This is a genomic window from Proteus sp. fly-1089 (genome assembly GCF_040138965.1).
GTDB lineage: Bacteria > Pseudomonadota > Gammaproteobacteria > Enterobacterales > Enterobacteriaceae > Proteus > Proteus vulgaris_B.
Window position 1 is genome coordinate 44,891 of the sequence record NZ_JBEETS010000005.1, and the last position, 13,264, is coordinate 58,154.

The 13,264-nt window shown below is 37.8% G+C and carries 10 protein-coding genes; 5 read left to right on the top strand and 5 right to left on the bottom strand.

What is annotated here, in order from left to right:
* Positions 1-143 precede the first annotated feature (143 nt).
* Entirely contained in the window at positions 144-1,064 is a 921-nt protein-coding gene (gene rbsK / locus ABN080_RS12205; RefSeq protein WP_196554318.1) for a ribokinase, read from the bottom strand.
* Positions 1,065-1,243: 179 nt separating this feature from the next.
* On the opposite strand from rbsK, the gene deoC reads away from it, so the two are divergent.
* The 4 genes from deoC (at position 1,244) to prfH (ending at position 4,804) form a co-directional block, all read left to right on the top strand.
* Positions 1,244-1,912: a deoxyribose-phosphate aldolase gene (gene deoC / locus ABN080_RS12210; protein ID WP_349441169.1), complete on the top strand. Its 669-nt coding sequence runs from the start codon at positions 1,244-1,246 to the stop codon at positions 1,910-1,912.
* Positions 1,913-1,968: 56 nt separating this feature from the next.
* Positions 1,969-2,745, top strand: a complete 777-nt coding sequence (locus ABN080_RS12215) for a DeoR family transcriptional regulator (protein WP_115351181.1) — start codon at positions 1,969-1,971, stop codon at positions 2,743-2,745.
* 311 nt (positions 2,746-3,056) lie between these two features.
* Positions 3,057-4,193, top strand: a complete 1,137-nt coding sequence (locus tag ABN080_RS12220) for an RNA ligase RtcB family protein (RefSeq protein ID WP_349441170.1) — start codon at positions 3,057-3,059, stop codon at positions 4,191-4,193.
* Positions 4,193-4,804 carry a peptide chain release factor H gene (gene prfH / locus ABN080_RS12225; RefSeq protein ID WP_196554316.1) on the top strand — a complete coding sequence of 204 codons (612 nt, stop codon included), beginning with the start codon at positions 4,193-4,195 and terminating at the stop codon, positions 4,802-4,804. The genes ABN080_RS12220 and prfH overlap by 1 nt, the downstream gene beginning before the upstream one ends.
* Before the next feature lie 221 nt (positions 4,805-5,025).
* On the opposite strand, the gene ABN080_RS12230 is transcribed toward prfH, so the two are convergent.
* The 4 genes from ABN080_RS12230 to dpaL form a co-directional block, all read right to left on the bottom strand.
* Entirely contained in the window at positions 5,026-6,300 is a 1,275-nt protein-coding gene (locus ABN080_RS12230) for an MFS transporter (protein ID WP_166540349.1), read from the bottom strand.
* 95 nt (positions 6,301-6,395) lie between these two features.
* Complete coding sequence (locus tag ABN080_RS12235) at positions 6,396-7,982, bottom strand: N-acyl-D-amino-acid deacylase family protein (RefSeq protein ID WP_072069521.1); 1,587 nt, start codon at positions 7,980-7,982, stop codon at positions 6,396-6,398.
* 73 nt (positions 7,983-8,055) lie between these two features.
* On the bottom strand, positions 8,056-9,240 hold the full coding sequence (locus tag ABN080_RS12240) for a YgeY family selenium metabolism-linked hydrolase (protein WP_340894845.1): 1,185 nt from the start codon (positions 9,238-9,240) through the stop codon (positions 8,056-8,058).
* A 31-nt stretch (positions 9,241-9,271) separates the two neighbouring features.
* Positions 9,272-10,489: a diaminopropionate ammonia-lyase gene (gene dpaL / locus ABN080_RS12245; protein WP_072069523.1), complete on the bottom strand. Its 1,218-nt coding sequence runs from the start codon at positions 10,487-10,489 to the stop codon at positions 9,272-9,274.
* Between the two features lie 364 nt (positions 10,490-10,853).
* Between dpaL and ABN080_RS12250 the strand changes: the two genes are divergently transcribed.
* Entirely contained in the window at positions 10,854-12,656 is a 1,803-nt protein-coding gene (locus tag ABN080_RS12250; protein ID WP_197269617.1) for a sigma-54 interaction domain-containing protein, read from the top strand.
* Positions 12,657-13,264: the final 608 nt, after the last annotated feature.

The window sequence follows — 13,264 nt, forward strand, 5'->3', positions numbered from 1 at the left end:
TAATACGAGATCTTTTTCTGTAGAGAAAAATTTAATAGTCATCATCAATATAATTTAATTGATTGATTTCAATGAAGTTCTCTCAATTATCTTATGAGCTAGATAACTGAGAGAATAGAAAGGAGTGGTTATGAAAAAGGATATTACTTTGCTTGTGACAAAAACTGCCCAAACTCTTCAATACTGGGATAAGAAGATTGTGTGCCTTTTCCGGCGACACTTAAGCCTGAAAACATCACCGCTTTATTTAATGCTTCTTCAATATTATTAGTGTGAACATAATAATGGGAAAAACAACCAATAAAGGCATCGCCTGCTCCACTGGTATCTATTGCATCAACTTCAATAGCAGGAATGTATTTTTCAATTTCACCATTCATCCATAATGCGCCCTTCTCACCTAATGTGACGATGACATTCTTAAAGCCTTTTTGTAGTAAAGAACAAGCGGCTTCGCGAATTTCATCCATTGTGGTGATTGGCATACCTGTCAAAATTTCAAGCTCTGTTTCATTCGGAACAAAAAAGTCACAACGGGCAGCAATATCAAGATCTAATGCTTTTGAAGCAGGTGCTGGGTTAAATAACACAGGAATATGGTGTTTGTTACCAAACTCAATAGCGTGATAGACCGTTTCAAGCGGGATTTCTAATTGCAGTACAATTATTTTGCATTTTTTCAGGCTATCTGTCGCTCTATCAATATCTTCTGGTGACAAATGTTGATTAGCACCCTTAACAATTAAAATACTATTTGATGATTGAGAAGTCACAAAAATAGGTGCAACACCGCTTGTTGTACCCGGCACTTTTTCAACATAGCGTGTGTTAATGCCATAAGATCCTAAATTCATGATGGTGTTATCCGCAAAAATATCATCGCCGACTTTAGTTAACATCATCACTTTTGAATTTAATTTAGCAGCAGCAACCGCTTGATTTGCTCCTTTACCACCACAACCAATTTTAAATGCCGGCGCCTCAAGGGTTTCACCCTCTTTTGGCATCCTATCTATATAGGTGATCAAATCCACCATATTTGAACCAATCACTGCGATATCCATAGCGCCTCTTACTCTTATGTAAATTTTATAAATGTGAAAATAGTGACATAGTGATAGATGTATAACAGTATCATGTTATTTAAATATCATTTGTGATTGTTATCTCGTTAAAACAGCACTAATATGTTGCCAAACTAACATGAGTGATAAATAACAATCTTCTTATTAAGGAATATACAATGCGTCCATTAGCTAATTATATCGATCATACCCTTCTTGCTGCAGATACAACTGAAGCACAAATCAAGAAATTGTGTGCTGAAGCAGCTGAACACGGTTTCTTCTCTGTTTGTATTAACACTTCTTACATCCCTTTAGCAAGAACTTGCCTTGAAGGAAGTGATGTAAAAGTATGTTGTGTTATCGACTTCCCATTTGGTGCTGGTTTAACTGCAACAAAAGCATTTGAAGCCGCTGAAGCTATCCGCCAAGGCGCACAAGAAGTCGATATGGTTATTAACATTGGTATGTTAAAAAGCGGTCGTTTAGACTTTGTAAAACAAGATATCGAGGCCGTAAAAGCGGCTTGTGGTAACACAACACTGAAAGTTATTTTAGAAACTTGCTTATTAACTGACGACGAAGTACGTTTAGTGTGTGAAATATGTCGTGAGATCCGCGTTGATTTTGTGAAAACATCAACAGGATACAGTACAATGGGCGCTACAGAACATCATGTCGCATTAATGCGTAAAACAGTGGGTGACGAAGTGGGCGTAAAAGCGTCTGGTGGTGTTCGCGATCGCCAAACAGCATTAAACATGATCAAAGCAGGTGCAACTCGTATTGGTGCTAGCGCAAGTGTCGCTATCGCAACAGATTCAGATGCACCTGAATCAAACTACTAAATAGTTTAGCGTATATTTTCTTGGAGTACGCTATTCAATAACACAAGGATCCTTCGGTGATAGAGACCAAACAGCACGAACGTTTGCGCCGCCTCAGTGAATGTATAAAACGCTCAGGTCGCATACATCTTAAAGACGCCGCGAGGATCCTTGAAGTTTCTGAAATGACGATTAGACGCGATCTTAGTTCTGACGCTGAAAATCCATTTCCAATGTCATTATTGGGTGGCTATATTGTTGCATTAGCCCAACCTCATTCTGGATTAATTTCAACATCATCCGATATTATTACACCAGATCAAACGGAAGAACTTCATATCCCCAATCTTGCCGCCGGTATGGTCTCTGAGGGTGATGTCCTTTTTTTCGATAATGGGCAATTTATTCCTACACTGATTGAACTTATACCTGATAATCTGCACTTCACGGGGATCTGTTATTCTCATCGTGTATTTTTAGCATTAAGCCAGAAAAAAAATGCCACCGTCTTACTTTGTGGTGGTGAATATCGTTCTAAAAGTGATTCATTCTACAACCCTACCCAACCTTCTTATCTTGATAGCATTAATCCTAAAAAAGCCTTTATTGCAGCTGAAGGTGTCCATCTCGATTTTGGTGTTACCTGTTATAACATCGACGATCTTTATATGAAGAAAAAAGCGATGGATAAATCTATTCGTAAGATCTTACTTACCAAATACCACTATTTTGATGAAACAGCGACAGGTAATATGGGCGATTTAGCTCAGTTTGATGTTGTTATCACTGATAGAAAATTAACAGATGATTACGAAGATTATTGCCGAAAAAGCTCAGTAAAAGTGATTTATTAATTAAAAATAAAGTCCTAACTAAAATGAAGAATAAAGAAAAGTGAGTCTTAAATTAAATCGATTATATTTATTCTTTTTATAAAAAATAAAGAAAAACAGCACCACTTTTTAATTGCTAAAGCAAAAAAAAGTGGTTACTATGCCCGCGATTTATTATTTCTTATCCATTTCACTTAACTGCAAGGAGGTATCCCATGACAACTACAAATATGAATACTCTTTGCGGACAATCTCAGAAGTAATCTTTTTTCCTTCTTTTTGCTGTCCGCCAATCAATTTATTTTTATCCTTTACATTATATGGATTGGTATATGGACAAGTGTGTTCATTATTTATCTGATAGCGTTTGTTATATCGCATCAGATAATACTTGGATTGAAAGCAAAGCAATCCAACAATTAGAAACAACGGCTCAACTTCCTGATATGACTTATGTCGCAGGTATGCCAGATCTACATCCTGGTCGTGGTTATCCTATTGGTGCAGCCTTTTTTTCTGTTAATCGTTTTTATCCTGCCTTAGTCGGAAATGATATCGGCTGTGGTATGACACTCTTTCAAACTGAATTTAAAAACAACAAACTCAACTTAGATAAAGCAGAAAAACAGTTGAGTGAAATGAGTGATATCGCACCTTCAGAATGGTTAGAAACTCATCTATCGACTGAAATGCAAAACCACTCTTTTGCTGGCTCTTTAGGCTCTATTGGTGGTGGTAATCACTTTGCTGAATTCCAGCAAATTGACCAAGTGATTAATGAAACGCTTTTCGCTGAAAGTGGTATCAATAAAAAACAGTTATTGCTCTTAGTCCACAGTGGATCACGAGGTTTAGGACAATCTATCTTACGCTCTCACACAGAACAATTTGGTCATAAAGGGCTGGTTGCAAACACTGATGATGCAAATGAATATTTGCAAGCTCACAATAAAGCACTTGATTATGCAAAACTAAATCGTCGCCTTATTGGTGAAAGAATGATGCGCCAAATTCATACTCAAGGTGAAGTCATTTCTGATGTTAATCATAATCTTGTAGAGCCTTGTGAATTACATGGTCAACAAGGTTGGTTACATCGTAAAGGTGCAACACCAGCACATCACGATATGGTCGTTATTCCGGGTTCACGCGGTGACTACAGTTATATTGTTAAGCCCATTGTGTCTGAATTAAGCCTTTATTCATTACCGCATGGTGCAGGCAGAAAATGGATGCGTACCGAGTGTAAAGGCCGTTTATCACACCGTTTTACCCCCTTACAACTTTCACGAACTGCATTAGGTAGCCGTATTATTTGTGCCAATAAACAACTGATTTATGAAGAAGCACCACAATCTTATAAATCAATTGAAACTGTGATTGAAAGTATGGTGAGCATTGGATTAATCGAAGTTATTGCACGTTTAAAACCCGTGATCACCTATAAAACAAGTGGGGAGATGGCGTAATGTTATTACAATTCACCTCCGCACAAGGCCCTGAAGAGTGCTGTTTAGCCGTTGAAAAAGCCTTAAATTACTTTTTGAAATCGACATTAAAACAACAAGTTAACGTAACCATACTTGAAAAAGAGCCTTCACGTTATGGCTTAAAATCTGCATTAGTGTCTCTTGAAGGCACTGATGCACAAACTATCGCCCAACAGTGGGCGGGTTCAGTACAATGGCAATGTGCAAGCACGTTACGACCACGGCATAAGCGTAAAAACTGGTTTATTGGTGTTGCTTGTTTTGAACAACCTGATGAAATTAATGACAAAGAAATTGTCTTTGAAACCATGCGTTCCAATGGCCCCGGTGGTCAGCATGTTAACAAAACAGAGTCTGCGGTCAGAGCAACACATATTGCCACCGGCATTAGTGTAAAAGTGCAATCAGAGCGTAGTCAGCACGCCAATAAAAAGCTCGCTAAGCAACTTATTGCATGGCATTTAGAGACTTATATGATGAAGCAACATGCCTCATTAAATAGCCAACGCCATATTGCCCATCACCGAGTTATTCGTGGCGATGCCACACTCTGTTTTAGTGGTAATGACTTTGTTCTTATAAGCAAATAATGTTATTAATCTAACAAAAGCAAAGCCACGATTTTTAATCGTGGCTTTTTTAAGACAAAAATACCCTACAATAAGATTTTTTAAATTAAAAAATCAATAAAGCGTATAGTGAGTTTTAATAAATAAATCTTACAGTTAATACATTTATTTTATTTAATTAATCTTATTTCTTTTAATAACATCACATTTATTTAAATATAAATATTATGAATACTGATTAATTAAATTTCTGCGGGTGTATTTCGCATTTTAACAGTGAACGTCACAACAGCAGAGGCAACCAATGCAATTATCATAAACATAAATGCACTGTCATAACTACCGCCACTGGCTTTAATTAAGAAGCCCATAACAGGTGCAGAAACAACACCCGCCATTTGACCACCGAAGTTAACAATCCCTGAAGCACGACCCATGATTTTATTCGGGATAGTATCCATCAAAATACCCCAGAACATTGCCATAGCGAAGAACATAAATAATGCTGAAATACACTGATATACAACAGCCATATCAGCACTTTCAACGGTATATGTCATATATAAGAAGCCTGCTGCAATCACTGCGGTAACCATATATAACCATTTACGCTGTGATTTACATTTATCAGAAACATAACCACCTAATAATGTACCACCAGCACCAAATAAGAATGGAATAGCCGCCATTACCCCTGTTTTCGCCAAAGAGAATTCACGAACAGTAATTAAATAGCTTGGTAACCAAGTTGAAAATCCCCAAAAGGTGATATCAAACAGAAACCAAATGGCTGCCATTTGCCATAACACTGGCATTTTTAACACATCTTTAAAAGGGACGGCTTCAACAGGTTTATCCGTTAATGTACCATCTGCCGCTAATTCATCGAGATCTTGCTGAGTAATGCTTGGGTGATCTTTTGGATTATCGCGAGTAAAGAAGTAGATACCTGCGGCAATTAATAAGCCCGGAATACCTAAAACAATAAATACCATATGCCAGCCAAAAGCACCGATAATACTGGCTGCAACAATTACGGCTAATGCAGGCCCTAAAGTATTTACGGTTGATTGAATGGCAGTAGCACGACCACGCTCTTTAGATGGGAAATAAGTTGAGATCATTTTCCAAGAAGCAGATGGAAAACAGCCTTCACCAATACCAAATAAGAATCGTACCGCTAACATTAACGGTAATGTAAACACCATCCCCGTTAAACTGGTAAATACTGACCACCAAGCGATCCCTATTGCCATAATTTTACGTGCACCAAAGCGGTCAGCTAAGAAACCTCCCGGTATTTGGAATGCGGCATAACCGACAAAGAAGGCACTAATGATTAAGCCTTGTTGAGTGGTATCAAGATTAAGATCACGCCCAATAAAAGGTAACGAAACACTCATCACCATTCTATCTAAGAATGAAAGTAACCATGCTAACCAAATCAAAGATAAAACGGTGTAACGAGCTTTCCATGTCTTCTTCTGTTGAAGGTCTGGAATAATATTTGAACTCATTTTCCTGTTCCTCAGGTAAGGGGAAACCATCACGGTTGAAGAACAACCGTGATAAACAGAGATAAGATTTAACGTTTAAGAGCGCTATTGTGTTGTTATGCTCTTAAAACATGACCGCTACAGGCGTAACTTTCGACTCCATTAATTAAAGCGATACGCCCATTGACCATCACCAAATCAATTCCTTCTGGATATTGGTTTGGTTCAACAAACGTGCCTTTATCAATAATGGTCTCAGGATCAAGCATCACAATATCTGCTGCATACCCTTCTTTAATCAAACCTCTGTCGGTTAATCTAAGGACTTCAGCAGGTTTACCTGTCATTTTGCGGATAGCTTGTTCCCAAGTGAGGCATTTTTCTTCTCTAACGTATTTCCCTAAAACACGAGGGAATGCACCAAATACACGAGGATGAGGTTTTCCTGCGCCCATTAATCCATCAGTACAGACGTTTTGCTCAGGACGACATAAAAATTTGATAACGTGCTCTTCTGTACCATAAAAATCCACCATACCTACCGCATTTTCTTCTTCATATAGCAGGTCAAAGGTTGCGTTATAGGGATCTTTACCTCTCAATTTGCCTAGCTCGACAAGACTAAGTCCAACAGCATCTTGGTTTTTTTCTGTTTTAGAACTAGTGACATAAATATTTTCTAATCCTGCGAAATCAATAAAGTTATCCCAACCTGGGATACCTTTTTCGATATCTTCAATCATCTTTTTACGCAGTTCAGGAGAGGCTAAACGTTCTAATAGTTTCTCTGTACCCCCTGCATGAACCCAAGGTGGTAAAATTACCCCAAGCATGGTACTGCCTGCCACATACGGATATTGGTCAAAAGAGATACGAATACCCTCTTTTTGGGCTTGCTCTAACATACCGAGCATTTCATCGATTAATCCCCAGTTTTTCTTACCGCATACTTTCATATGAGAAATATGCAACCAAACACCGGATGCTTTAGCGATATCAATAAGCTCTTGAGTAGACTGAATAATATCGTCAGCTTCACTACGTTGGTGAACAACAAAAATACCATTATGCTTCGCGGTAACCTTACAAAGCTCGATCATTTCGGCGGTATCGCCAAAGGCACAAGGCATATAAATCAATCCTGTTGATAAACCAAATGCCCCTGCTTTTAATTCACGCTCTAAGATCTCACACATTTTGGCGACATCTTCACGAGTAGAGGGATTACCTTCTAATCCCATTGCTTCCATTCTGATATTTCCATGAGGTACAAGGTAAGCGAGATTGGTTGCAGAGCCTCTGGCTTCCAACATCCCTAAGTAACCTTCGGTATTTTTAAAATGCCAATCAATACTGTCAGAATCTCCATCTAACCCCGCAATATTCTTACGCCATGCAGAAATATACTGCTCTGGCAATGGTGCTAACGCGACACCATCTTGCCCTAATAATTCCGTGGTGATCCCTTGACGGATCTTTGCCGATAATGCGGGATTAAGTAGAGCAGAAAGATCGGAGTGAGTATGCGTATCAATAAAGCCAGGACAGACTATCTTCCCTGTAGCATCAATTATTTGATCATTTGTTTTTGTCTCAAACTGACCGATTTTTATTATTTTTCCTTCATTAACCACGACATCAGCTTGAAATGCACTAGCCCCTGTTCCATCAATAACAGTGGCGTTTTTAAATATTGTTTTCATTCTGTTATTTCTCCAAAGAGCATCTGGCTATTTCGCCAGATACTCTTCTAGTAAGGATTTATTTGAGTAAGAATTAAAGGTGATAAAGGCTGTTCATAATGCTGTAATAACCGCGAGCAGCGCCTTTGAGTTGCTCAATCTCGATATATTCATCAATGGTATGTGCTAAATTTTCGCGAGATGGACCAAAACCAATCGTTTTAATACCCGCTTCACCCGCATAATGGCTACCGTTGGTACAGAAAGAGTATTGTGTGACCGTTGGTTTGAAACCAAATTCATGTAACCCTTTTAAAACACTTTGCACATAAGGGTCACTCTCTTCTAATACCCAACCAGGGAAGAAACGCTCACCTTCAATAGTCGCACCGGTGTAACATTTTTCAGTACCATAGGCATAAGAGACTTTGGCTTTAAAATCCGCATCTTGAGAAGCGAGTTCATCAATGGCTTTTTGCAGTGGTGCAAGCACGCCTTCTTTTGTTTCACCGACTAATAAACGGCGATCGTAAGTGGCTCGACAATACTCAGGTACAACAGAAGCTCCCGGATAAGGCGCTGATTTAATATCTGTCAGCTCTAAGATCCCTTTTCCTAATATCGGATGAACAGGTGGCGTTAATGCTCTGATCTTCTCGATCAGTTTTGCCATTTTATACACTGAGTTGATCCCAGCATCTGGGTTGGCGGAGTGCGCTGGCTTACCAAAGGTTTCAACAACAATTTCGGCACGGCCACGTTGCCCTATTTTCAGGTTTAATTCAGAGGCTTCACCAATCACCACATAATCGGGTTTATATCGCTCTGAAACCAGTCTTGCCGCCACACCTTCAAAGCATTCTTCATGTACAATACAAGAGACATAAATACGGCCAGCAAAATTACGCTGATTATCTTGACCATAAAAACCAATTGCCGAAATCATCGCAGCCACAGCACCTTTCATATCACTAGTACCACGACCATAAATCTTGCCGTCTTTTATTTCTGCACCATAAGGTTTTTCTTTCCAGTCTTGCTCACTTACTGGAACAGTATCGATATGACCATCAAAAATAAGGGTTTTCCCTGGGTGTTGGCCTATAATTCCACCAATAATATTGCCGTATTTATCAATATGAATGTCATCAAAATCATAGTTTTTCATCATCTCTTCTATGACCTTAACAACGTTACCTTCTTCACCCGAATAGCTTTTTTGTTGGATTAATAATTGGCAATTCTTAATAACTTCATCAAATCGGTTTGCTGATAACATACTTTTTCACTCCAAAAGACTTATTTGTTTTTTAAAATTGTTTGAAGCTAGGCAACTCACCATCCCACACGATATCGCGATAACGCTCAGGATCTGTGTCACCTTCAGTGCTTATCACAAGCACTCTTGCATTTTCATCTAATCCCAGCTCTTCTTTCACACTTTGATAAACCGGTGATTGCATTAAAATAGAGAGCAATCCTGTTGTCACAGCGCCAGATTCACCAGAAATGATGTGCGGATCACCAGGTAAAGGGTTCCCTAAAATCCGCATTCCCCTAGTCGCGACGGCATCAGGGCAAGAGAAAAATGCCGCTGAATAATCGCGTAACAAATTCCAACCAATACTATTCGCTTCACCACAAGCAAGCCCCGCCATAACGGTTTGTAAATCTCCGCCAACAGGAATGGCATCCGCTTTTCCTGATACGGCAGATTGATATAAACAGTCGGCAATACGTGCTTCTGCCACAATCACTTTAGGGGCTTGTTTGCCATAAGCTGCGGTTACCATGCCTTGCACCATACCCGCAAAAGAGCCCACACCGGCTTGTACAAAAATATGCGTCGGTGGTACTTCATGTAATTGCGCAAGAGATTCCAGCATTAAAGTGCCATAGCCTTGCATGATCCATAAAGGGATCTCTTCATAGCCATCCCATGCAGTGTCTTGAACCACGATCCAGCCATATTTTTCAGCCATTTCCGCTGTCATTCTCACTGCATCGTCATAGTTCATATCAACGATTTCAGCGACTGCGCCTTCTCGTAAAATGGCATCTAAACGTTCTTGTGATGATCCTTTTGGCATATAGACCACCGCTTTTTGCTTTAACTGTCTTGCCATCCAAGCAACGCCACGTCCATGATTCCCGTCAGTGGTTGTCGCAAAAGTTACGCCATTTAGCTTTTTCCTGATCTCATCACTGATCATTACCTCATAAGGTAATTCACTTATGTCCATTTCAAGAAAATCAGCGATATGGCGCGCCATCGCATAAGCACCACCTAACGCTTTAAACGCTTTTAAACCAAAACGGAAAGATTCATCTTTGAGATATAACTCACCAACCCCTAAAGTTTTAGCTAACTGGGGTAAATGAAATAACGGTGTAGGTGCGTATCCTGGAATAGTTCTGTGAAAATCTAACGCTTTGGCTAACTCGTCATAATGAAAAGGGGCAAGCTCAGCGGTTGGTTTTCGCGTAAATGAACTTTGGTTAATCAGGTACTGCAATTGCTCCTGCATGGAATTACCTCTTAATCACACTTTAAAATTCGCGATAACCCAATATCGCGATTAATCGGAATACATAGGGTTATCCCCTATATCGCAATATGTATGCCAACTCACTCAAAAAGCATCTAATAAAAATACAATTAATTGATTTTAAATATATTTATTGTTTTAGTGATTAAGGGGTAAAATTTCTGATACAGAAAAGCTGTGATCTAGACGGTTTTATTTAGTTGATAAATTATCAATAATAAGAAACTGTGTGAGCTTTATACAAAATAAAACTAACTAATTAATAAATAACAATTAAATAAAACATCAAAAATAGATGATGATAATTTATTATCAATAATGATAATTTTAAGGTGAGAATGTGATGCACTCATTACTTAGTACACTGCAAGATGAAATCAGCAAATATACCGATGCCATTGCAGGGATCACTGGCACTGATGTTGAAATTATTGATAACAATTTAATTCGTATCGCAGGTACAGGACGTTACCGCTATATGCTCAATCAAGATGTCTCCAATAATGGGCATATTTATCGTCATGTACTGCAAGTACAAAAGACTATTTTAATTGAAGATCCGAAAGAAAATAGCCTCTGCCAACTTTGTCAAAATCGCTTAACCTGCACTGAAGAGCTTGATCTTAATGCCCCTATTTTTCTGAATAACCAAGTTATTGGTGTAATTGGAATTATCTGTTCTAACCGAGAACAAAAAATGTTTTTGATGAAGCAAAAACAAGCTTTTATCACCTTTATCGAACAATTTTCAGAAATGATCTCAAGTCGTATTTTTGAATGCCTTGAAAGGCTTCGTGAACAAGAGCGATTTGGCACTTTTCGAAATTTAATTGATGTGATGGATAGAGGCGTAATTGCTATTGATAGCCAAGGTAAGATTTGGCATGCTAATCTTTCTGCTTTGCGTTTTTTTGATTGTGAGCTTATTGGTCAGTCTCTTGATATCGATATGACTGGCGATATCCTTTATGGTGATGAAGAAGCGTGGCTGATATTAAACCAGCAACGCTACCATGTTCTGTGTAAAAAAATCACCTTTTCATCAGTTGATAACGACCAACTTACCATGGTTATCTTTCATGATGCCCGTGATTATATGACGCAGGTAAATGCCCTTTCCGTTGATGAAAATCCCCACTCTCCTTTAATTGGTAATTCACAAAATATGCTTCACCTAAAAAGCATGCTAAGTAAAGTTGCCGTAAGCCATGCCAGTGTGCTTATCACAGGAGAAAGTGGCTCAGGTAAAGAAGTGGTTGCTTATACTATTCATCAACAAAGCCTACGCACAAAGCAGCCTTTTATTACTATTAACTGTGCTGCTATTCCTGAACAACTCTTAGAAAGCGAGCTTTTTGGTTATGTGCGTGGCGCTTTTAGTGGTGCTGATCCTAAAGGCCGGATTGGTAAATTTGAATTAGCTCATGGTGGTAGCCTATTTCTTGATGAAATTGGTGATATGCCTTTGCATTTACAAGCCAAACTTTTACGTGTACTCCAAGAAAAAAGTATTACCCGTGTTGGCTCTAATAATCTAATTAATATTGATGTGCGTATTATTGCCGCCACAAACAAAGATCTGCGTGAAATGGTAAATAAAGGGCAATTTCGTGAAGATTTATTTTATCGTCTCAATGTTGTTCCGATCCATACACCAGCATTACGTGATCACAGAGAAGATATTGCAGAGCTTGCACAATTCTTTGCTGATAATCTGGCTTTAACCTATCAAAGGCCTTCCACGAAGATCCCCAACGTTGTTATTAACTACTTATATTCCTATGATTGGCCCGGTAATATTCGCGAGTTACGCAATGTGATTGAATATATGTATGTTATGCAAGGGGATACCGTCGATTTAAATCTCAGCCACCTTCCGCCTTATCTGTTAGAGGCTTCTCATGGTGATATATTAGAAAAAGAAAATCTTAGTCGTATCTATACCAAAACTAACGCATCCCATGAACATCAAACTCAATCCTTAAACACACAAGAACTTCTCAAAACTAAAAGCTTAACATCAGAGTATCAAACCATTATGGGCATATTAGAAAAAACAGGAACAACATTGGAAGGAAAGAAGAAAGCAGCAAAGATCTTAGGAATAAGCATTGCCACTTTATATAGAAAAATGAAAATACGATAAAATTTATTTAAAATTAACTTTTAATTTAATCAAAAGATTTAAATAAAATTTAAAGTTCTAATAAGAATTATTCCCACTAATTATTCTATCTATATTATTAGAAACTCTTCTTTTAATGACTACCTTTTATAAAGTATTGTTACCATGATATTTTAATCTTAATGCCATTTGTAACAAAATATATTTTCCATAAAGTAAATTTGAACTATCTCCCTTTCTTCCTTTCACTACATGAAAAATCAACCATATGAAAAATAAGCATAAATAATTTTGTTTTCATTATCTTATTAATGTTTTTTCTAAATCACATAAGAAAACTTTGTAACACTGTACATAAGACATTATTAAATAAACTACATAGAATCCACCTGTACAGAAATTGAAGTCATTTTCTATATTCAGAATTAGTATTAATTATAAAAAGCAAAGTAATAAAAGTAGATTGTGAATTTTATGATTAATACTAAAAGCTATTGTATCTAAGATTATATTTCTATTAGAACTATCTTTTTTAATTTCTATATCTATTGGTTCTTTTAGTTAACTTATGAGCAATAAGGATAAGCAGATCTTAGAGTAAATAGCACTTAATATGATTTATTAAATAC